Origin of the sequence: Flavobacterium segetis (assembly GCF_900129575.1) — a bacterium.
GTDB classification, from domain to species: Bacteria; Bacteroidota; Bacteroidia; order Flavobacteriales; family Flavobacteriaceae; genus Flavobacterium; species Flavobacterium segetis.
This window is the reverse complement of sequence record NZ_FQWE01000002.1, coordinates 339,409-361,418: the sequence shown is the minus strand read 5'-3', so window position 1 is coordinate 361,418 and position 22,010 is coordinate 339,409. Positions and strand designations below refer to the sequence as shown.

Annotated in this window: 17 protein-coding genes and 1 tRNA gene; 14 read left to right on the top strand and 4 right to left on the bottom strand. The window is 32.4% G+C overall.

From position 1 onward, the window contains the following. Positions 1-63: 63 nt before the first annotated feature. The 3 genes from BUA99_RS03835 to BUA99_RS03825 all read right to left on the bottom strand — a co-directional run bounded on the left by BUA99_RS03835 (position 64) and on the right by BUA99_RS03825 (position 4,478). Positions 64-2,013 carry a PKD domain-containing protein gene (locus BUA99_RS03835; protein WP_072988467.1) on the bottom strand — a complete coding sequence of 650 codons (1,950 nt, stop codon included), beginning with the start codon at positions 2,011-2,013 and terminating at the stop codon, positions 64-66. Positions 2,014-2,094: 81 nt separating this feature from the next. Then, complete coding sequence (locus tag BUA99_RS03830) at positions 2,095-3,966, bottom strand: OmpA family protein (RefSeq protein ID WP_084673471.1); 1,872 nt, start codon at positions 3,964-3,966, stop codon at positions 2,095-2,097. 212 nt (positions 3,967-4,178) lie between these two features. Further along, on the bottom strand, positions 4,179-4,478 hold the full coding sequence (locus tag BUA99_RS03825) for a hypothetical protein (RefSeq protein WP_072988752.1): 300 nt from the start codon (positions 4,476-4,478) through the stop codon (positions 4,179-4,181). A gap of 125 nt (positions 4,479-4,603) precedes the next feature. Here BUA99_RS03825 and BUA99_RS03820 point away from each other — a divergent pair, with 125 nt between their 5' ends. The 7 genes from BUA99_RS03820 to BUA99_RS03790 all read left to right on the top strand — a co-directional run bounded on the left by BUA99_RS03820 (position 4,604) and on the right by BUA99_RS03790 (position 11,005). Continuing rightward, on the top strand, positions 4,604-5,188 hold the full coding sequence (locus tag BUA99_RS03820; protein WP_072988463.1) for an RNA polymerase sigma factor: 585 nt from the start codon (positions 4,604-4,606) through the stop codon (positions 5,186-5,188). Continuing rightward, positions 5,143-5,916, top strand: coding sequence for a tetratricopeptide repeat protein (locus BUA99_RS03815; protein WP_234972898.1), 774 nt, complete (start codon positions 5,143-5,145; stop codon positions 5,914-5,916). The genes BUA99_RS03820 and BUA99_RS03815 overlap by 46 nt, the downstream gene beginning before the upstream one ends. A 232-nt stretch (positions 5,917-6,148) precedes the next feature. Continuing rightward, positions 6,149-6,916 carry a TatD family hydrolase gene (locus tag BUA99_RS03810; RefSeq protein ID WP_072988460.1) on the top strand — a complete coding sequence of 256 codons (768 nt, stop codon included), beginning with the start codon at positions 6,149-6,151 and terminating at the stop codon, positions 6,914-6,916. A gap of 65 nt (positions 6,917-6,981) precedes the next feature. Next, positions 6,982-8,118 carry a 1-acyl-sn-glycerol-3-phosphate acyltransferase gene (locus BUA99_RS03805; protein ID WP_072988458.1) on the top strand — a complete coding sequence of 379 codons (1,137 nt, stop codon included), beginning with the start codon at positions 6,982-6,984 and terminating at the stop codon, positions 8,116-8,118. Next, positions 8,108-9,136 (top strand): asparaginase, encoded by a 1,029-nt coding sequence (locus BUA99_RS03800; RefSeq protein WP_072988456.1) that lies wholly within the window; start codon positions 8,108-8,110, stop codon positions 9,134-9,136. Before BUA99_RS03805 ends, BUA99_RS03800 begins: the two co-directional genes overlap by 11 nt. A 65-nt stretch (positions 9,137-9,201) precedes the next feature. Continuing rightward, positions 9,202-9,286: transfer RNA gene (locus BUA99_RS03795), tRNA-Ser, on the top strand. Positions 9,287-10,303: 1,017 nt separating this feature from the next. Next, complete coding sequence (locus BUA99_RS03790) at positions 10,304-11,005, top strand: porin family protein (RefSeq protein WP_072988747.1); 702 nt, start codon at positions 10,304-10,306, stop codon at positions 11,003-11,005. On the opposite strand, the gene BUA99_RS03785 is transcribed toward BUA99_RS03790, so the two are convergent. Continuing rightward, on the bottom strand, positions 11,000-11,605 hold the full coding sequence (locus BUA99_RS03785) for a hypothetical protein (RefSeq protein WP_072988453.1): 606 nt from the start codon (positions 11,603-11,605) through the stop codon (positions 11,000-11,002). The two genes, BUA99_RS03790 and BUA99_RS03785, sit on opposite strands and share 6 nt — an antisense overlap. 501 nt (positions 11,606-12,106) lie before the next feature. On the opposite strand from BUA99_RS03785, the gene BUA99_RS03780 reads away from it, so the two are divergent. The 7 genes from BUA99_RS03780 to BUA99_RS03750 all read left to right on the top strand — a co-directional run bounded on the left by BUA99_RS03780 (position 12,107) and on the right by BUA99_RS03750 (position 21,984). Further along, positions 12,107-14,551 carry a bifunctional UDP-N-acetylmuramoyl-tripeptide:D-alanyl-D-alanine ligase/alanine racemase gene (locus BUA99_RS03780; protein WP_072988450.1) on the top strand — a complete coding sequence of 815 codons (2,445 nt, stop codon included), beginning with the start codon at positions 12,107-12,109 and terminating at the stop codon, positions 14,549-14,551. 83 nt (positions 14,552-14,634) lie between these two features. Then, complete coding sequence (gene mscL / locus BUA99_RS03775; protein ID WP_072988444.1) at positions 14,635-15,051, top strand: large conductance mechanosensitive channel protein MscL; 417 nt, start codon at positions 14,635-14,637, stop codon at positions 15,049-15,051. Positions 15,052-15,397: 346 nt separating this feature from the next. Then, the gene (locus tag BUA99_RS03770) at positions 15,398-16,393 is read left to right on the top strand and encodes an aspartate-semialdehyde dehydrogenase (RefSeq protein ID WP_072988442.1); all 996 of its coding nucleotides are present in this window, start codon (positions 15,398-15,400) and stop codon (positions 16,391-16,393) included. Between the two features lie 58 nt (positions 16,394-16,451). Then, positions 16,452-16,838 (top strand): hypothetical protein, encoded by a 387-nt coding sequence (locus tag BUA99_RS03765; RefSeq protein WP_234972897.1) that lies wholly within the window; start codon positions 16,452-16,454, stop codon positions 16,836-16,838. Positions 16,839-16,969: 131 nt separating this feature from the next. Beyond that, on the top strand, positions 16,970-19,189 hold the full coding sequence (locus BUA99_RS03760; protein WP_072988742.1) for a TonB-dependent receptor: 2,220 nt from the start codon (positions 16,970-16,972) through the stop codon (positions 19,187-19,189). A gap of 138 nt (positions 19,190-19,327) precedes the next feature. Continuing rightward, a complete protein-coding gene (locus BUA99_RS03755; protein ID WP_394333238.1) occupies positions 19,328-21,430 on the top strand; it encodes a prolyl oligopeptidase family serine peptidase in 2,103 nt (700 codons plus the stop codon). Between the two features lie 239 nt (positions 21,431-21,669). After that, positions 21,670-21,984, top strand: a complete 315-nt coding sequence (locus BUA99_RS03750; RefSeq protein WP_072988436.1) for an HPF/RaiA family ribosome-associated protein — start codon at positions 21,670-21,672, stop codon at positions 21,982-21,984. The last annotated feature ends 26 nt before the right edge of the window (positions 21,985-22,010 follow it).

Sequence of the window (22,010 nt, the reverse complement as noted above, 5' to 3'; positions counted from 1 at the left end):
AATCTGATTCGCTGAAATTTTTCCTTAGTTGCAATAAAAAATGTTCCATGAGCTTTGTAAATCTTAGAACTTCCATATTCCATAAAACTGAAAATAATTAAAATTTTCTTTGAAATTCACTACGTATCTCGCGCCAAAACTAGGCCCAATACGTGCAGCACCAATTGTTAAATCGAATAGTATTCCTGTTTTTAATGTAGTAAAAGAATTAGAAACAGAACTAGATTCGTTTTTTGTATTAATCAACAACTTATCCGTGGGCCCTTCAAAAGTTTCGATTTTTAAATTTTGTTTCTGTTTTTCTAATGCATTAACATTAGCTTGTATTCCTGCGCCAATACCAATGAAATTATTTATATTGTATCTAATCAACAGCGGAACTTCCCAATTTATATTTTGAGTACTTGATTCTTCTGTGGTGCGTTGTAGTTGATTCGTTCCAGCAGCATTGCCTATAATTTTATCACTAATAGTTGCTTTACCTATGTATTTAGTAAGACTATTCAAAAACTCTGCTTGCCAATAAAAACGATATGATTTGAACGGTGAAATTGTTGCTCCTATAAAATAACTTGTAGCGTTTTCTAATTGAGGATATAAATTATAACCTGCTTTTGCGCCTATAGAAGTCCCAGGCAGGAAACGAGTAGTAGCATAATTTGTAATTATAGGTTCATTTTTATCAAAAAATATGGCAGTTCTGCTTTTAGTTTTTATTTTGTGGAAGTCTTCACTGAATTTCATCGAGTATTTAACAAAACCTTTAGTACTATCCTTTTCTTTCACATTTTTTTGCTCACTTCCTGGAATATAAATATTCTTGAAAGTAAAGAATATTTGTTTCTGTTTTATGATGGTATCAAGACAACTCGTCGTGGGAATAATATCCTTTGGACAAATGGGGCATTTAGGATACATATCCTCAATTTGCAATGTTTTTTTATCAAAGATCTCAGGTATATCGGTTTCTAAACGAATGATTCGAGCTGGTCCTTCTCCATTGTTTTGAAATTGAGTTTTAAAATTCACCCTTTTAAACTTTACTTTTCTGTAATTGATAAAACTACCGTTTGAGCCCATTTTATTTGGATCGTGCGAGGTTACGATTTCCATCTCCAGATTTTTTATTTTATGATTTTTATAACTTCGGTTGGGAATAAATATACCGCGCATTGTAACTGTTGCACTAGTATCCTTAATCATTTCAGGAGTGGTTTTGAAAGTATAAAAAACATTTCGAGTTTGAAACGGATCCTGATCGTCAAATTCGAGAATAGAAACATTATTGTAAGTTTCATTTGCAATTTTCAAACTAGCCTCTAAATCTTCTTCATTTGTCGTGTTTCTATATTTTTTGGCTGGAGCCAAAGTTTCGCTGGAAGCCATATAAGAACCCGAATTATTTAAGTCGTTTACAGCAACAATATTGTTTTCTTTAATTTCTCGTTCGCCAGCATGAGTTCTAAAATCAACTAATTCGAAGTTTTTATTTTTGAATTGTTTCTCATTATAGAACAGGTATAATTTGCCATTAGTCACATAATTCTCCAGATTTTGATAGCTTAAAATTACCACTATCTCCTGTTCAGGAATAGGATCACGATTTTTTTGAATGGTAAATCCGTTCTGCTCTTCGATCGAAGCGATGTCTTTGTATTGATTGTTATTAATATCATTAATTACCACTTTTTTAGGTCGGGTTGCGGGCGGTTTTCCATTGTCATAATTATTAGTAACGGATAATCTTGCGTTGTAAGTTCCTTTGTTTTTATAAACGTGCTTAGGTTCTGCTTCTTTGCTATAATTTCCATCGCCAAGTTCCCATAGATAGGAAAAACTAGGTTTTGGTGCACCTGAAATTGGAATCAATGGTGGAGTTTCTGGTTTAAAGGAAACTGAATTTCCGTTTTGATTGTAAGTAATAGTAGCTCTGCGTGTCAGGGTATCTTTTACCTTAGTTTGTGAAAACGATGTTAAAGAGAATAGAAGAAATAGAGGTAATAATACTTTCATAATCAGTTTTTTACATAGAATATATAAAAATAGAAAAAAGCGGTGAGAGTTTCACCGCTTTAGTTTTTTAAAATTATTTTTTTATTGTGGACAGATCACTTTTACCTCAGTTCTTCTGTTCATTTCATGTTCAGCTTCCGTACAATTAATTCCATCAGCACAACGATTAAGAAGTTTAGTTTCACCATACCCTTTTCCAGTTAATCTAGCTTTTGAAATTCCTTGGGATGTGATATAATTTACCGCTGCATTGGCTCTATTTTGAGAAAGTGTCAAGTTATAGGCGTTTGAAGAGCGAGAGTCAGTGTGAGATGATAATTCTACTTTTACAGTTGGATTGTCATTCATAAACTGCACTAATCTATTTAACTCTGGTTTAGCATCTTCTCTGATAAAATATTTATTTAAATCGTAATGAATATTTTTAAGTGCAATTGCAGTTCCACAATCAGCGGCATCCATACAAATTTCAAGTTGGATAAATAAGGATTGATTTCGGTCGTAATCTTTGGTTAATATTGTCATCGTTTGTGATAAATAATTTTCCTTTTTACCGTAAATTGTATAATTTGTGTTTTCTAACGCTTGAAAAGTAAATTCTCCTTTACTGCTAGTATTTGTAATTTTTTGAACAGCTGATTCATTATTTTTTAGAACAATAGTGACATCATTTATTGCTGTTGCTGTATTACAAATTACTGCTTTTCCTTTGATAATAAAGTTTCGATCCGCATAAAAAATCTCTTTAACAATTGTAAGATTGTCTTTGAATTCTGATTTTTTTACTGTGTTTCCTTCAAGTGCTACATCATTAAACTTTCCAGCTATAATGTAATCCTCGGGTAAAATATCACAAAATTTCACTACTCCAAAAGCATCTGTTTTTTCCGTCTTGATTACAACTCCTTTTGAATCAATAATGGTTACATCAGTGTTAGGCAAAATTTCTTTTGAGTATTTATCCTTAGCCGTTGTTTGTATGCAATATTTTTTCTCTATTGGATTCGCTTTTACGTCCTCAACTATTTTTTTCGGCTCTTTATTTGGGCCAAAACGATATGTTATCCCGGCAAAAATACCAAAAGAAGATAAGTCTATTTTACGCATAAGATCTTTTGATGTTGAAATACCATCTTCATTATTACGAACAATGGCTTGACCGTTAAAAGCATTTATAGTTGTAGATTCTCCAACAACATCTTGACGAATTGCTGTGGTACTATTTTCAGCATAATAAACATTCAGAGCGCTTCCAGCTGTTAGATAGCCGTTATTAATTAAAATGTCATTTTTACTAGATTCTTTTGCTCCACTAAAGTAATGCATGTAGTAAGCGCCAGCATGTATACCCCAGTTTTTGTTGAAAAAGTACGTCAATCTAGCTTGTGCTTTTCCGGTAAGTAGTTTTTCGTTGTCCCAGCCAGAGTGGTAGGTTAATAGATCTTTCGATCCATCTTTTCTTACGCCTTCTACTAAAATTTCTCCACCATCAATGGTTCCTAATCCTGCAAGTACAGCAAACTCGGCTTGGAATTTAGTATTGTTACTTAGATGTCTAAAAGATGGACCAGCGCCAACAAACATTCTCGTAATATCTTTTTTAGTAGTCAGCATATCTGAATAAGCAACTGCTGATGGAATTGCGCTATTATCTACAAAAAAAGGATTTGTAATGTTGTTCTTTGGACTGTTCTTGATGTAGTCAAAATCAGTTTGAAGGCCAAGCCAGTTCCAGTAATGATTTACAGAAACTCCTCCCATGATTCCTCCAGAGTAATCGATGTACTTAAAATCCTCTTTGTATTTTGGGAAATCATAACCGGCTCTGGTAGAAAATTGCCATTCGGTTTGTTTTGCAGTTGTGTTAACTACTTTTGAAACTTGTGCTTTAATGGTTTGAAATCCAATTCCGAATAAAAGCATTGTCAGAATAATTTTAAAATTTGTTTTCATGATCCTAGTTTTAATTACGTTTTAGTTTTATACTGTTATATCAATTCGGGTTTGACATTGTTACCCTTCTTTCTGATTATTTTTTTACTTTATAATCAGGCTTCATTATTATATCAATTCGATGGTTTTTTTGTTACCCTATTTTTGAAAGCTTTTTAAATTTTAATTTCCGGTTAGTAAAATGGAATCATCATAGCGCCTGAGATAAACGTTTATGGAGTCTGGCATTTGTCCTCAAATACATTTCCATTTTCATCGATTGCGATTATTACAGTTCTATTATAAGACTGCTCGATAATCAAACAAGCCCAAATCATGAACCAAATTCCTATTGTTAGACAACAAAGAAGAAAATGAAGCGAATGGTTGATTTCTTTTTTCTCTTTAGATAACACCACAAACGGCACTGATTTATTTTCCTCTGTGAGAATGAATCCAGTTTTCATTTTTTGATAAATTGCATTATGGAATTTCTCTAATGAAGCTTTGCTACTTAAATGATGCTTTTTCATTTTCAATTTATTTATAAGTTTAACACTGTTTATGACTTTATATACAATCACATCTCCATTTGTTACCCTTGTCAATCTCAATTTAATTCAGTTTCTTTTTTTACTTTAGCCAATAATTATTTTTTATGATAAATAGCGTGATTCATATTGACCAAGTATATATAGAAGGTCTCGCCAGCAACAACTCGGCGGTTATTCAATCTATATACAAGAAGTTTGTACCTAAAATTGTTTCTTATATCAAAAACAATTCTGGTGATGAGGATCAGGCCAAAGATGTTATACAGGAAATATTAATTCTACTTTTCAATCAGGCTAAAGCCAATAAGTTGCAACTCACTTGCCCCTTTGACGCCTATTTTTTCCTTTTATGCAAAAGAAAATGGCTAAATGAATTAAAAAAAACATCCAATCAAGGGGTAACAATCACTGATGATTTTGTATCTAATTATAAACCCACAGAAGAGATGGTTGCGCAAACTGAAGTATTTGAAGAAAAACAAGAATTATTTGACCTGATGTTTAAAAAACTAGGTGACAAATGCCAAGAGGTCTTAAAATTGAGTTTTACACTAAAATCGATGGAAGAAGTAGCTGAAAAACTTCAGGTCACTTACGGGTATGCTCGTAAGAAAAAATCGTTGTGTGCAGGACAATTAACACAATGGATTCAAGAGCACAGTCGCTTCCAATCATTAAAAATAAATTAGCCATGAAGGAGGAAAACTATATCTTATTCGATCAATATATTCAAAATGAAATGACGGTCGACCAAAAAGTAATTTTTGAAAACCAACTTTTAGAAGATCAAGAATTAGCCGCAGCATTTATAAGTTTTAAGGAAACGATATCTTTATTAGAAAACAAACTTTCATTTGATGAAGAACGTAGTGCTTTTCGCGAAAGCCTACATACTATAGGATCCGAACATTATAAAACTAAAAAGCCAAAAGTGGTTAACCTCAAACCATTATTCTTTCTTGCTGTGGCTTCGGTAGTTTTGCTCTTGGGTTTGTTTGTTTTTAATCCAAGTTCAGATCCTAATTTTAAAGATTTTAATCAGTTTGAAGAGGCGCATTTTGTCGAAAGAGGTACTTCAACTGAAAACTTAAAACAAGCCGAGCAAGCGTATAATACAAAAAATTATAAGAAAGCAATTTCGCTTTTCGAATCTATTTTAAAGGAGAAACAAACTGCTGAATTTCAGTATTTTTATGCTATTTCCTTATTAGAAATTAATAAAACATCGAAGTCAGAAGCTGTTTTTCAAAAGTTAAAATCAGGAAATTCAATTTATAAAAATAAAGCTATTTATGGCTTGGCTTTAGCCAAATTAAAACAAAAAGAGTATCAATCCTGCAAGGAAATCCTGTTGACTATTCCTAAAGATTATGAGAATTACGATGCCGTTGAAAAATTATTAAAAGCAATCGATTAGGGTTTAAATATTTTATGAAGCAATTATAGAAACCGAATCATAACGTATCGTTTCTTTATAAGAATTTGGCGCTTTTTTTTAGCTTTATAAATAAAATTTGATGAAAATTTAAATTAACAAAAGTGATTTAATTATTATAATTCTTAAAATTATTGGCTTTATTAGTAATAGCATACGTTGGGAAACTGTATATAAATTGTAATTTTGTAATTTAAATATTTTTGATAACTGAATGATACTAACGGATACGCATACGCATCTTTACAGCGAAGAATTTGACCAAGATCGAGACGACATAATAAAACGCGCTATAAATGTGGATGTTTCTCGTTTTTTTATCCCCGCCATCGATTCTACTTCTACAGAAAGGATGTATGATTTAGAGAAAAGTTATCCTGATAATGTTTTTTTGATGATGGGTTTGCATCCAACTTACGTTAAGGAGAATTACCTTGAGGAATTACAACACGTAGAAAACGAGTTAAAAAAGCATAAGTTTTACGCTATAGGTGAAATTGGGATCGATTTATTTTGGGATAAAACGCATTTAGAAGAGCAACAAATTGCTTTTAAAACTCAAATTCGGCTTGCTAAAAAGTATAAATTGCCCATTGTAATTCATTGCAGAGATGCTTTTGGTGAAATTTTTCAGATTTTAGAAGATGAGAAATCAGTAGATTTGTTTGGTATTTTTCATTGTTTCACAGGAACTTATGAACAGGCTACACGTGCCATATCGTACAATATGAAATTAGGAATTGGTGGCGTTGCAACTTTTAAAAATGGTAAAATAGATCAATTTTTAGATCAAATTGATTTAAAAAATATTGTTTTAGAAACCGATTCTCCTTATCTCGCACCTATCCCGCATCGTGGAAAAAGAAACGAAAGTAGTTATATACTTGCAATAGCCGAGAAACTGGCGCAAATCTATAAAGTTTCGCTCACCGAAATTGCAGCGGTAACAACTGCGAATTCTAAAGCTATTTTTGGGATTTAAAATACAATTCACAATTTTTAGATATATTTTTTGTTCTTTTGCCAATTAAATAATTAAGAACCATAATGCAGAAATTTGACGCTATTCGCCCATTTTATGACTCCGAAATAAACGAAGCACTTCAAGATGTTATTAATCATCCAATGATGAAGGCATTGATGAATTTTTCTTTTCCCGACGTTTCAGAAGAGGTTTGGAAAGAACAACTTCGCAAAACGCAATCGATTCGTGATTTTCAGTGTAATGTGATTTATCAATCTGTTCAACGCGTCTTAGAAAAAAGCTCAGATGGCTTGACTACATCAGGTTTTGAAAACTTAGAACCAAATGTTTCCTACTTATTTGTTTCAAACCATCGAGATATACTTTTAGACACTACTTTATTGAATACGGCATTGTTTGAGCATAATTTAGTTATGACAGCATCTGCTATTGGTGATAATTTAGTTAAAAAGTCTTTCCTGAATACTTTAGCGAAACTAAATAGAAACTTTTTAGTGCAGCGGGGCTTAACGCCAAGGGAAATGCTGCAAAGTTCAAAACTTTTATCGGAATACATTGGGCATTTATTGCTTCATGAAAATCGTTCGGTTTGGATTGCTCAGCGCGAGGGAAGAACTAAAGATGGAAGAGACGAAACCAATCCTGGTATTTTAAAAATGCTTGGAATGGGTTCAGATGAGGAGAATTTAATGGATTACTTCAAGAAAATTAAAATTGTTCCCGTTTCAATCTCCTATGAATATGATCCAACTGATGCTTTGAAAATGCCGCAGCTAATAGCAGAAGCCAATAATGAAGTATATGTCAAAGAAAAAAATGAAGACTTTATGACTATTTTAAGCGGTGCTTTAGGTCAAAAGAAAGGGATTCACATTCACGTTGGTAAAATTTTAGACGTTGAGATCGATGAAATAAAGTTAAATAACGAGAGTTCAAATAAACAAATAGTTTCCGTAGCTCAAGTTATCGATGACGCAATTTTGAGTAATTATAAATTATGGCCCACAAATTTCATTGCATTTGACATTGTAAATAAAACGAGTCGCTATTCCCATTTATATACTGAAAATGAAAAATCATTATTTGCCCGCCGTTTAGAAATGAGAATTGATCATGATAATCCCGTGGCACTAGATAGTTTTTTAGCAATGTACGCTAATCCTGTTGTGAATAAATTGAAATATCATAATGTTGAATAAGCCTAAAATATTATTAATTTATACCGGTGGAACTATTGGTATGCGAAAAGATTTTGATACCGGTGCGCTCAAAGCTTTCAATTTTAGTAAATTATTACAACGCATTCCAGAGTTAAAACAATTAGATTGTGAGATAGAAACTATTTCTTTTGAAAAACCTATCGATTCATCAAATATAAACCCTGAGAAATGGGCAAAAATTGCAACAATCATTGAAGATAATTACGCGTCATTTGATGGCTTTGTAGTGCTTCATGGTTCAGATACTATGTCCTATTCAGCATCTGCATTGAGTTTTATGCTGGAGAATTTAGCAAAACCAGTTATTTTTACGGGCTCACAGTTACCAATAGGAGACTTACGCACGGATGCTAAAGAGAATTTGATTACTGCAATTCAAATTGCTTCATTACGAGAAAATAATAAACCTGTTATTAGCGAAGTATGCTTGTATTTTGAATATAAATTATACCGCGGCAATAGGACGACCAAAATAAATGCTGAACATTTCAAGGCGTTTACTTCGCCTAATTATCCTGATCTCGTAGAATCAGGAGTGCATTTAAAATTAAACTCAGATCTATTTTTACCCATACAAAAGAATGAAAAGCTAAAAGTCCATAAAAATTTAAATAATAATGTTACTATAATCAAGATGTTTCCAGGAATTAGTGAAGTCGTTTTAGCGGCCATATTGAATATCCCTAGTTTAAAAGGAATTGTTTTAGAAACCTACGGTGCAGGAAATGCACCTACAGAAGATTGGTTTTTAAATTTATTAAAGCAAGCCATTTTAAATGGTTTATATGTAATTAATGTAACACAATGCTCTGGCGGAAGTGTTAATATGGGGCAATATGAAACCAGTACAGTATTGAAGGAAATAGGTGTAATATCAGGAAAAGACATCACAACAGAGGCCGCAATTACTAAGTTGATGTATTTACTAAGTCAAGAAATAGAGACAAAAGACTTTAAAACTATTTTTGAAACTGCACTGCGAGGGGAAATGATATAATAATCAGATTTTACTTTTGTAACTCAATTTTTTTCTTGTTCTTTGCAGCCTTATCAAAATAAAATAGAGAGGTGGCCGAGTGGCTGAAGGCGCACGCTTGGAAAGCGTGTATATGGCAACATATCGAGGGTTCGAATCCCTTTCTCTCTGCAAAGAAATAATGCTTCCTGAAAGGGGAGCCTTTTTTGTTTTAGAGTGTGTCAAACTTTTTAGTTTGGCAAAGCTTTAAAACAAAAAAGGCTCAGGCTTGCAAAGCCAAGCATTATTTCTTTGTGAGACGTCCCCTTTTGGGATCAACGGAGTTAATCCTACTATAACGTGTCAAACTTTTTAGTTTGGCAAAGCTATAAAACAAAAAAGGCTCAGGCTTACAAAGGCAAGCATTATTTCTTTGTGAGACGCCTCCTTTTGGGATCAACGGAGTTAATCCTACTATAACGTGTCAAACTTTTTAGTTTGGCAAAGCTATAAAACAAAAAAGGCTCAGGCTTGCAAAGCCAAGCATTATTTCTTTGTGAGACGCCTCCTTTTGGGATCAACGGAGTTAATCCTACTATAACGTGTCAAACTTTTTAGTTTGGCAAAGCTATAAAACAAAAAAGGCTCAGTCTTGCAAAGCCAAGCATTATTTCTTTGTGAGACGTCCCCTTTTGGGATCAACGGAGTCAGTTCTTTTCTCTCTGCGATATTATGTTATTGTCAGTTTAAAAATATTTCAACCCCAGAAATGAATTATCGAAGCGCTTTTAATCAAATGAATAGTTCGCAATGAATAGACATTCAGTTCGAGATTTTTAGAAGAAAGGAGTAAAATAAGTATTGAGAATGGTTTTAATTATAATTCTCTCAAACAATTTACGAACTAAAAATACTTAAATGAAAGTAAAATACCTACTAAGTTTATTGCAATAAAGAGTTAATTTAAAAATTGCCCACATAACTATTTTATGAATCAATTATATAAATCTAATTTTAGGGTTGTATTTTTTATTTAAAATGACCGTATATTAGTTTAAATCTTAAAAACGAGAAATTTTACAGCAAAATTACTTTAGCTTTCATTAAATTTTATATCGACTTATAACGTATTTCAAATCCTTCTATAACTTATATTTGCATAATATCACTACGATGCAAAATTTCATCCTTTCTAAACCCGAAAATAAAATGCGGTTATTTTTAAATTGTATTCTCCTTTTATTTTTCTCCTCCCTATACTCGCAAGAGTTTGCAGCGCCTGAACTTACTCCGCTAATAAAAATTGATTCGCTGTATAGAGAAGATCAATTTTATGTTGCCATTACTTATAATACCCTGTCAAATAAGCCATCAGGATTAAAACAAAATAAATTTTCAGGTGGTTTTTCAGGTGGTTTTTTAAGAGACATGCCTATTAATAAATCGAGAACGATTGCCATTGCCTCCGGAATTGGATTAACCTACACAAATTATAATGAAAATTTAGCGATCACAGGAACAGCACAGTCGGCGAATTACACTATTATCGAACCGGATGTAAAATATAGTAAAAATAAGTTTTCTCATCTTTCATTTGATGTGCCAATTGAGTTTAGATGGCGTACTTCTACTTTTGAAAGCCATAAATTCTGGCGTATTTACACAGGTGTGAAATTCAGTTATCTACTATATGATAAATCAGTTTTTAATAGTGAAAATGGAAAGATCGAAATAAAAGGTAATAATGACTTCAATAAATTTCAATACGGAGCTTATGTTTCGTCAGGATATAATACAATCAATTTATACTTGTATTATGGTTTAAATCCACTTTTTCAATCGGCATTTATAAATGGTGAAACGATAAAGATGCGTTCGCTTAATTTTGGTTTAATATTCTATATTTTATAACCAAACTGCTAATAAAAGCATTTGTGGAACAGCACCAAGAAAAAAACCTATTGCAAGTTCTATATTAGTGTGCGCTTTCATTTCTAAACGAGAGGAAGCAATGATTCCGTTAAGAAGTAAAAGCACTGCAATAGTGAAAATACTATTTTCTTGAAGATGAATGCTCATTCCTGCAATAAATACAGTAATAGAGCTTATTCCTATCATGTGAAGGCTAGCTTTGAAGTAACCAAATAGTAATATCATTGCAAGCATAATACTAAATAATCCACCTAAAAAGAAAAAATGTAGTTCCGGATATCGGTCAACAATAATACTTTTTTTTACCAATAAAATAATTAAAAAGCAGTGAACTACGAGCGGAATTTTACGTTCAGATATTTTAGACATCATTATCGTATCTACATTTCCTGTAGCGCGAAGTAGCACAAATACTAAAATAGGAATTACAATTGTGACAATTACAACCTGAAAAAGTATAAATAGTTTTTCTTGTGCAATAAAATCGCCTTTGTGATAAAATAAATATAGTAAAGTCGCCATTGCCGGAATCAAAATCGGATGGAAAATATAGGAAAATGAAGGGAGAAATTTTTTCACAACTACTTATTTCTTTGGAACAAATATAAGTAATCTCAAAAATTTTCCAACAAATTACCGCTGTTTCTATTAAATTTTAAGACATTGGTACTGACGATTAAAACTGGAAATGAAATTAATTTACTAGCAACATAGAGTCGGTGACTAAAATGCTGTTTCTCAAATTTTTAAATATAGCACTGTTTTTGTTCTATTGTTGGAAAATTGTAATGCTTGCAATCGAGCATAATACAGTAGCTTATTATTAAATTATGGGTAAATACTGAATTGTGGTTGCTTCGTTCTAAAAAGAAGTCTTATTTTTGATGTTAGGTAAGGTCAAGTATGTCATATAATATTATAAAATAATTAAACTACATCATGGATTAACTTTAAGTCAAATCCACCAAGAGTGTTTATTTTGACTTTACGACTTTTAAACTTTCGACTTATTCAGTCACTTTTATAAAATTAAAAACAACTTTTCGTATCAAAAAAGAATTTTTAAGATATTCCACATTCATGAATTTAAAAATAAGAAATAGCATTCAAAAAACAGACGCAACATTTATCGATAACCAATTTGCAATGGCCCTAGATTCGGTTTCCATAGACAGTCGGTCTTTACAAAATGGTTCTCAAACTTTATTTTTTGCATTAACTGGAGCTAATACGGATGCACATATTTATATTGAAGAATTAATAGAAGTTGGCGTTCATAATTTTGTAGTAACACACATTCCTAGTGCTTGTAAGTCACAAGCTAATTTTTATGTAGTGAAAGATACGCTGCTTGCTTTACAGGAATTTGCAGCGCACTATCGCAGTTTATTTAATTTTCCAGTTATAGGGATCACGGGTAGTAATGGTAAAACCATTGTTAAAGAATGGCTTAACTTTCTACTTAGTCCAGATTTTAATGTGATTAGGAGTCCAAAAAGTTATAATTCACAAATAGGAGTGCCGTTATCAGTCATTGCTATTAACGAGCAACATAATCTAGGAATTTTTGAAGCAGGAATATCGGTCAGTGCCGAAATGAAAAATTTAGAGCGGATTATAAAGCCAACTTTAGGTGTTTTAACAAATATTGGTTCTGCGCATGATGAAGGTTTTGTCAGTTTAGAGGAGAAAGTGAAGGAGAAAATATCTCTCTTTCAAACGGCTGAAACAGTAATTTACCAAATTGATGCTGAAATTAAGTCCTTTAATTTGTCAAATTCAAAAGCTTTTACTTGGAGTTTCATAAATAAAAATGCGGCTGTTTTTATTACTAAAAAAATGATTGTTGATTTTACAATTTTAAGTATTCAGTATAAAGAAAAATATTTTGAGGTAAAAATACCATTTCAAGACCAAGCTTCGGTTGAAAATGCAATTTCATGTTTGATGGTTTTATTATATTTTAAGTATGATCAGCTAACAATTCAAAACCGAATGCAATTGCTGTTTCCGGTAGAAATGCGCTTAAAAGTTAAAAACGGAATTAATAATTGTAGTATTATTGATGATAGTTACAGCTCTGATTTTCAGTCTTTAAAAATTGCATTAGATTTTTTGGAAAGTCAAAAACAATCGGAGAACAAAACAGTAATTGTATCAGATATTTTTCAAAGTGGTTTGACTAAGGATGAATTGTACAGTAAAGTTTCTGACTTAATTACTTCCAATAAAATTAGTCGTGTGATAGGTATTGGAGAAACAATCTCTGAATACAAACACAAATTTGATAATTGTACCACTTATTTGAACACAGCGGAGTTCATTGCGGATTATGAGAATTTAGATTTCAATAATGAAAGTATTTTGGTTAAAGGTGCTCGGTCTTTTGAATTTGAAGAAATTGTTCAACTGCTGGAGGAAAAGACGCATGAAACTGTACTAGAAATAAATTTGAATGCAATAAGTTATAATCTAAACTTTTTTAAAGCAAAGCTCAAACCTAACGTAAAAATTATGGTAATGGTTAAAGCTTTTGGATATGGAAATGGAGGATTTGAGATTGCTAAATTATTAGAACATCATAAGGTAGATTACTTAGGTGTGGCTTTTGCCGATGAAGGTATTTCTCTTAAAAATTCAGGTATACAATTACCAATAATGGTTTTAAATCCTGAAAACACGAGTTTTAGTGCAATAATTCAGCATCAATTAGAACCAGAGATATACAGCTTAAAAGGGTTACGTGCTTTTTTGAAAATTGCAGCCCAAAAAGATCTCGATCACTTTCCAATTCATATAAAGATTGATACTGGAATGCATCGTTTAGGTTTTGAGGCGAATACAATTGACGAATTGATTGCTACATTAAAAGGGAATAAAACAATTCAAGTAAAAAGTATTTTATCACACATGGCAACAAGCGATGATGTTTTGCATCTTAATTTTGCAAATTCACAAATTGCATTATTCGAAGAATTATCATCAAAATTAAGTAGAGAACTAAACATAAAACCGATACGTCATCTAATGAATACTTCAGGGATTACTAATTTTCCTAATGCGCAATATGATATGGTTCGATTAGGAATAGGACTTTACGGAGTTTCAAATGATAGTGAAGAGCAAAAAAAATTACAAAATGTAGGAACTTTGAAGTCTATTATTTCTCAAATTAGAACGATTCCAGAAGGAGATAGTGTAGGTTATGGTCGGAAATTTATGGCTAAAGAAATAACTAAAGTGGCTACTATTCCTATAGGATATGCGGATGGAATTTCACGAGGCTGGGGAAATGAATTAGGATATGTAATGATAAAGAATAAAAAAGCAAAGATTTTAGGTAGTGTTTGTATGGATATGTTGATGGTTGAAACAACTGAAATTGATTGTAAAGAAGGAGATGCCGTTATCATTTTTGGTCAAGCACCAACGGTTAATGAAATAGCGAAATCGCTTGGTACCATTCCTTACGAAGTGCTAACAAGTATATCTCAACGGGTTAAACGAGTGTTTTATCGAGATTAACACTAATTTTTAATATAAATTTAACAGCTATTGAAATTTTTTTTATTTTTGTAATCTAACTATTAATCAAAAAAATAGGAATTATGGGATTTTTTAGTGATTTTAAGGCGTCTTTATTAAAAGGTGATGTTTTAAGTTTAGCAACTGCAGTTGTTATTGGTGCAGCTTTTGGTAAAATTGTTGGATCTGCAGTGGATGATATTATTATGCCCATTATAGGTTTAATTACCGGTGGTATAGATTTTACTCAAAAATTTATTGCTCTCGATGGTAATAGTTATGTTACTCTTGATGCTGCTAAAGCTGCTGGAGCTGCTGTAATTACGTACGGTAATTTTATCCAAGCGGTTATAAATTTTGTTATAATTGCTTTCTTTATTTTTGTTGTTTTAAGAGCTGCTGAAAAAGCTAAAAAGAAACAAGTGGTGGTAGTTGCTCCGCTAGCTGGACCAACTCAAGAAGAATTACTAATACAAATTAGAGATTTATTGAAAAAGTAATTTCCGCTACATTATATATTCTAATCAATCCTGAGCTCAGTTCAGGTCTAAACCGTCTTTTAAGTAAGACGGTTTTTCTTTAAGAAGGAATAAATAATTTTAACGCTATAGCAAAGTGATATTGTAATGATCGGTGCTAATTTTTATTAATGTATCGGATTAGACTAATTAGTTTAGATTGTTCCAATTGTAATTTAAATCCTTAAGGGTTGAAAGAAATTTATAAAAATTATCAACTATTAATAAAATTATAACATTTTGTTATTTTTTGTTAGTGTGCTTGTTCTGGTTTCAATATTGTCTATTTTTGCCATTCAAATTTTATATTCAATATTAAATAAGTACTATGAAAATAGCAGTTGTTGGGGCTACCGGAATGGTTGGCGAAGTGATGTTAAAAGTATTGGCAGAAAGAAATTTTATTTCAGCAACAGATGAATTAATTCTTGTGGCTTCCGAGAGATCTGTTGGCAAACAAATAGTCTACAATGGAAAACCACTTTTTGTTATAGGGTTACAAACTGCGGTTGATATGAATATGGATATCGCTTTGTTCTCAGCAGGTGGCGAGACTTCATTAGAGTGGGCTCCAAAATTTGCAGCAGCTGGAACAACAGTTATTGATAATTCATCAGCTTGGAGAATGGATCCAACTAAAAAATTAATTGTTCCCGAAATTAATGCAAGTGAATTAACGACAGCTGATAAAATTATAGCCAATCCTAACTGCTCGACGATTCAAATGGTTTTAGTATTGGCTCCTTTGCATAAAAAATATAATATTAAGCGTGTTGTTGTTTCTACTTATCAATCTATCACAGGAACCGGTGTAAAGGCTGTACAGCAACTAGAAAATGAGTATGCTAATGTGAAAGGTGAAATGGCCTATAAATATCCCATTCATAGAAATGCAATTCCACAATGTGATTCATTTGAAGAGAACGGATACACAAAAGAAGAAATGAAACTAGTTCGAGAAACTAAAAAAATATTAGGTGACAATACTATTGCTGTTACTGCAACTGCCGTTCGAGTTCCTATTGTAGGTGGGCATAGTGAAGCTGTAAATGTAGAGTTCACTAATGATTTCGATGTCAATGAAGTGAGAAACATATTGCATCATACTGATGGAATAGTAGTTCAAGACAACCTAGATACATTTACCTACCCAATGCCTATGTACGCACAAGGTAAAAATGATGTCTTTGTAGGAAGAATTCGTCGTGATGAAAGTCAGGAAAACACAGTAAATATGTGGATTGTAGCTGATAATTTGAGAAAAGGTGCTGCGACAAATACCATACAAATTGCTGAATATCTGGTAGCAAATAAATTGGTTTAAGTTCTACTATCAATTAAGAAATGATCCATTTGCGTCACAATAATAAAATGTGATACAAATGGTTTTTCTTTTTTATGTTTTATTACCTTTGAAGCTGATGAAAAGAAATAAACTCATAGTAAGTCTATCAATGGTCTTTACGGTATTGTTTTCAATACTGTTCCAGTCCTTTCATACCTATGAGCATTTATCAAAACAACTTACTGAAAAGCATTGCGATCATAAATACAATGTATCAGGTACTGAGATTACACATCAGCACCATAATATTGATCATTGTTTTGTTTGTCATTTTGCGATAAGCAGCTATCTTAATCCTACGCAATTTTCTTATAAATTACATGTTGCTAGCAGTGAAATTCCTTATTTTTATATTGCTAATGAAAATGTTATTTCGTTTTCGGGCAGTTTATATTCCCATCGCGGACCACCGGTAAATATTTAAAAGCAAAAATTTTTCCATGCAATTTCAATGATTTGATTTTGCATAACACTTATAATATTTACTAAAAATTTCTATTTTCAGCAATCATTTTATTAAAATTATTGTTGGTAAGAAATCAAAAAACATTTCCAATGAAAAAATTTATTATAACCCTCTTTTTGGGGTTTTCTGCTATGCTTCAAGCGCAAAACACACTATCAGGTTTAGTGACAAATGCAGCTAATAAACCACTGCCAGGTGTTACAGTATCAATATCTGAATTGAATAAAGGAACTACTACAGATGAAAATGGGAAATATTCATTCTCTAACCTACCCAATAGAAATCTTAAAGTTAATTTCTCTCTGATTGGTTATGGAACCCAAAATCTAACAGTAAATGGCCGTACTAAGGACACGGCATTGAATAGCATACTTGAAGAAACCATTTTCGAAATGGATGAAGTGATTGTTTCTACTGCTTTTAATAAAATCCAATCACAAAATGTGATGAAAGTGGAGCACGAAACCATTAAAAATTTACAACGAAAAGGAACAGCTACATTGATTGAAGGTTTAGCGACTATTCCAGGAGTTTCGCAAGTTTCTACAGGAACATCGATAGGTAAGCCAGTAATTAGAGGATTAAGTGGCAATCGTGTTCTTGTTTATTCTCAAGGTGTTCGTATTGAAAATCAGCAATTTGGTGATGAGCATGGTTTAGGTCTAAATGATGCAGGAATTGAAAGTGTTGAGGTAATAAAAGGACCTGCTTCTTTGTTATACGGATCTGATGCTTTAGGTGGAGTTTTATATTTCAATCCAGAAAAATTTGCGAATGCTAATACTTTCAAAGCAAATTTTAGTCAAAAATATTTCTCAAATACTGCAGGAAGTAATACCTCACTAGGATTAAAAACTTCTACTGATAGTTGGAAATTCATGACACGTGGAAGCTACAATACACATTCTGATTATCAAATTACAGATGGTGACAGAGTAACTAACACGCGCTATAACGAAACTGATTTCAAAACTGGAATAGGATATAATAATTCAAAATTTTCAACCGTTTTACGCTATAATTATAATAAACTAGATTTAGGAATTCCAGAAGATGGAGTTGCTGAGCAATCAAACAGTAAAAAAACAATGTTTCCTAAGCAAGGAATTTTCAATCATCTTTTAAGTTTGAATTCGGTCATTTATTTAAGAAATTCTAAGCTGGATTTAGATTTAGGATACATCGCTAATGATAGAAGCGAATTTGAGGACAGCGATCAGGCAGCATTGCGAATGAAATTGAAAACTTTCAATTATAATGTGAAATATCATTTCCCCGCCATGGGCAAAATTGAAACTATTGCTGGTGTTCAAGGAATGCACCAAACAAATAAAAACTCTGGAGAAGAATATTTAATTCCTGACGCTACTACCAATGATTTCGGAGTTTTTGGGACTGTAAATTATGAATGGAATTCAAATGTTTTACAAGCGGGATTGCGTTTTGACAATAGATCTATTGTAACTGATGCACAAGGAATCTCTGGTGAAGCAGGTTCTTTTGAAGCAATTGACGAGTCCTTTAGAAGTTTTAATGCGTCTGCAGGTTATAAAACTAATCTAACGGATGATTTTACGTTGCGATTGAATGTAGCGTCAGGATTTAGAGCACCAAATTTAGCGGAATTAACCTCAAATGGTGTCCATGAAGGAACAAACCGATATGAAGTCGGAAATAGTAATTTAAAAACCGAACAAAATCTTCAAACTGATCTTAATCTAGAATATAAGAATAGTCATTTTGAGTTTTTTGTTAATGGATTTTACAATCACGTTAATAATTTTATTTACACTTCGCCAACAGGAGCAATTATTGATGATAATTTGGTATTCAATTATATCCAAGATAATGCTCAATTATATGGAGGAGAAATTGGTTTACATTTACATCCACATCCTTTAGATTGGTTGCATTTTGAGACTAGCTTCCAAACTGTAACGGCGAAAAAACAATCGGGCAATAGCGGGAGCAATTACTTGCCATTGATTCCTGCAAATAATTGGGACAATACCATCAGAACTGAATTCAAAATAAAAAACTGGTTGGAGCAAGGGTATGCAACAGTAAACATTTCGAACACATTTAATCAAAAAAATGTCAGTGAATTTGAAACTATATCTGATAGTTATACTTTAGTTAATCTAGGATTTGGGGGAACAATGAAAATAGGTAAAACCATATTTGATGTTACAATTAACGGAAATAATTTATTAGATAAAAGATATATTGCGCATCTTTCTCGATTAAAAAATGACGGTATTCCTAATATTGGGAGAAATGTTGTTCTAGGAGTAAACTTTGATTTTTAACTAAAAGGAGCAAAAGAGTTTGTCAAACTTACCGCGCTTTTTGGTTTTATTTATGAGAATACAACAGGAATAGTGTTAACTATTTCCTTATTTTTGTTAAAACTAAAAAACAAACTAATGAAAAAAACTTTTTTAATAATGGCTGTATCTTCTGCGATGGTGAGTTTTGGACAAACGAAAGAGCCAAAACCAATCACATATCCCACTACAAATAAAGGGGAAACTGTTGATGTATATTTTGATACAAAAGTTGCTGATCCTTACCGATGGCTTGAAGACGATAAATCAGCTGAAACTGGTGATTGGGTTAAATCTCAAAATGAAGTTACTTACGGTTATTTAGCTCAAATTCCGTTTCGTGACGTTCTTAAAGCAAGAATGGAAAAGTTATGGAATTATGAGAAAATAAGTGCTCCTTTTAAAGAAGGTGACTTTACTTATTATTATAAAAATAATGGATTGCAAAACCAATCGGTTTTGTACAGAAAAGATAAAAGTGGAACGGAAAGCGTTTTCTTAGATCCAAATACTTTTTCTAAAGATGGAACAACTTCACTGGGTGGAATAAATTTTTCTAGAGATGGTTCTAAAGTTGCTTATTCTATATCAGAAGGAGGAAGCGACTGGAGAAAAGTGATCATAATGGATGCGATTTCTCAAAAAATTATGGAAGATACCATTGTTGATGTGAAATTTAGCGGCGTATCGTGGAAAGGAAATGAAGGTTTCTTTTATTCCAGTTATGAGAAACCAAAAGGAAGTGAATTATCGGCTAAGACTGATCAACACAAGTTGTATTTCCATAAATTAGGAACGGCACAAAAACAAGATCAAATTATTTTTGGTGCAGATCAAAAGCGTCGTTATGTGGGCGGTGGAGTTACTGAAGATGATCGTTATCTTGTAATTACGGCTGCAAATTCGACTTATGGAAATGAACTCTATATTAAGGACCTGACTAAACCTAATAGTCCTATTGTGACCCTAGTTGATAACTTCAAAAGTGATAATAGTGTTATTGAAAATGAAGGGTCAAAATTATTTATAGAAACAGATTTAAATGCACCTAACAAGCGCATCGTTACTGCTGATGTGAATAATCCAACACCGCAAAACTGGAAAGATTTTATTCCAGAAACAGAAAATGTATTATCGCCTTCAACAGGTGGCGGTTTTTTCTTTGCTAATTATATGAAAGATGCCGTATCTGTAGTAAAACAATACGATTATTCTGGAAAACTAGTTCGCGAAATTAAGTTACCTGGAATAGGAACGGCAGGAGGTTTTGGCGGTAAGAAAAAGGAAAAAACACTTTATTACTCTTTTACTAATTATATCACACCAGGTTCGACTTTTTCATTCAATCCAGCTACAGGGGTTTCTGAGGTGTACCAAAAACCAAAGGTTGACTTTGAAAGTGAATTATATGAGTCCAAACAAGTGTTTTATACGTCAAAGGATGGAACTAAAATTCCAATGATTATAACGCATAAGAAAGGATTGAAATTAGATGGGAAAAACCCAACGATGCTTTATGGGTATGGTGGATTTAATGTGAGTTTGACACCAAGTTTTAGTATTGCTAATGCTGTATGGATGGAAAATGGAGGAGTATATGCTGTACCAAATTTACGTGGTGGCGGTGAATATGGGAAAAAATGGCACGACGCAGGAACAAAAATGCAAAAACAAAATGTATTTGATGATTTCATCGCAGCTGCTGAATATTTAATTGCTCAAAAATATACCTCTTCAAATTTTCTTGCTGTTCGTGGTGGATCTAATGGTGGTTTACTTGTAGGAGCAGCAATGACTCAACGTCCAGAGCTTATGAAAGTAGCTTTGCCAGCAGTTGGGGTTATGGATATGTTGAGGTACCACACATTTACTGCAGGGGCAGGTTGGGCTTACGATTATGGAACATCTCAAGATAGCAAGGAAATGTTTAGTTACATAAAAGGTTATTCCCCAGTACACAACATTCGCAATGGGGTTGAGTATCCTGCTACAATGGTTACTACAGGTGATCATGATGATAGAGTTGTACCAGCACATAGTTTTAAATTTGCTGCTGAGTTACAAGAAAAACAAATAGGAGTAAATCCAGTGTTAATTCGTATTGATATTAATGCAGGACATGGTGCAGGTAAATCAGTAGCAGCAACAATTCAGGAAAACGTTGATATTCAAGCTTTCACGCTTTATAATATGAAAGTAGTAGATTTACCTAAGATGAAGTAATCATCTAGCAATAGTTTTTAAAAGTTTTTTGATCTTCTGATTTAGAAAAATATTTTTTTTAGAAAACGCTATTCGAGAGAGTAGCGTTTTTTGTTAGTGCCTTAAAAAGTTCAGCGTGTAACTAAACTCTTTTTAAAGGAAAATAGGTTCTTTTTAAACTCACAATGTTTTACTAACAGAGTCGTTTTTTCATACTTCATTAGCTAAATTTGAAAGACAATCAATAAATAAAATTAGATATGACAGTACAAATCAACACAGACAATAATGTAGAAGGTAACGCAAGATTAAAAGCGTATATATCTGAAGAATTAGGAACAGCGTTAGCTAGATTTGAGGATAAAATTACACGCTTAGAAGTTCATTTAGGTGACGAAAACAGTGATAAATCAGGAACTAATGACAAACGTTGCTTAATTGAAGCGCGGCCAGTAAATATGCAACCAGTAGCAGTAACGAATTTTGCTGATACGACTGAGAAAGCCTTTCAGGGTGCATTAGATAAAATTAAAAAAGTGTTGGAAACTACTTTTGAAAAAAAGAAAACATATTAAAATAGACCATTTTGAAAAATAAAAAA

Bases quoted from the DNA above. Each gene is read 5' to 3' on its own strand.
- BUA99_RS03835 (WP_072988467.1), bottom strand. From the start codon at position 2,013: ATGAAAGTATTATTACCTCTATTTCTTCTATTCTCTTTAACATCGTTT.
- BUA99_RS03830 (WP_084673471.1), bottom strand. From the start codon at position 3,966: ATGAAAACAAATTTTAAAATTATTCTGACAATGCTTTTATTCGGAATT.
- BUA99_RS03825 (WP_072988752.1), bottom strand. From the start codon at position 4,478: ATGAAAAAGCATCATTTAAGTAGCAAAGCTTCATTAGAGAAATTCCAT.
- BUA99_RS03820 (WP_072988463.1), top strand. From the start codon at position 4,604: ATGATAAATAGCGTGATTCATATTGACCAAGTATATATAGAAGGTCTC.
- BUA99_RS03815 (WP_234972898.1), top strand. From the start codon at position 5,143: ATGGATTCAAGAGCACAGTCGCTTCCAATCATTAAAAATAAATTAGCC.
- BUA99_RS03810 (WP_072988460.1), top strand. From the start codon at position 6,149: ATGATACTAACGGATACGCATACGCATCTTTACAGCGAAGAATTTGAC.
- BUA99_RS03805 (WP_072988458.1), top strand. From the start codon at position 6,982: ATGCAGAAATTTGACGCTATTCGCCCATTTTATGACTCCGAAATAAAC.
- BUA99_RS03800 (WP_072988456.1), top strand. From the start codon at position 8,108: ATGTTGAATAAGCCTAAAATATTATTAATTTATACCGGTGGAACTATT.
- BUA99_RS03790 (WP_072988747.1), top strand. From the start codon at position 10,304: ATGCGGTTATTTTTAAATTGTATTCTCCTTTTATTTTTCTCCTCCCTA.
- BUA99_RS03780 (WP_072988450.1), top strand. From the start codon at position 12,107: ATGAATTTAAAAATAAGAAATAGCATTCAAAAAACAGACGCAACATTT.
- mscL (WP_072988444.1), top strand. From the start codon at position 14,635: ATGGGATTTTTTAGTGATTTTAAGGCGTCTTTATTAAAAGGTGATGTT.
- BUA99_RS03770 (WP_072988442.1), top strand. From the start codon at position 15,398: ATGAAAATAGCAGTTGTTGGGGCTACCGGAATGGTTGGCGAAGTGATG.
- BUA99_RS03765 (WP_234972897.1), top strand. From the start codon at position 16,452: ATGGTTTTTCTTTTTTATGTTTTATTACCTTTGAAGCTGATGAAAAGA.
- BUA99_RS03760 (WP_072988742.1), top strand. From the start codon at position 16,970: ATGAAAAAATTTATTATAACCCTCTTTTTGGGGTTTTCTGCTATGCTT.
- BUA99_RS03755 (WP_394333238.1), top strand. From the start codon at position 19,328: ATGGCTGTATCTTCTGCGATGGTGAGTTTTGGACAAACGAAAGAGCCA.
- BUA99_RS03750 (WP_072988436.1), top strand. From the start codon at position 21,670: ATGACAGTACAAATCAACACAGACAATAATGTAGAAGGTAACGCAAGA.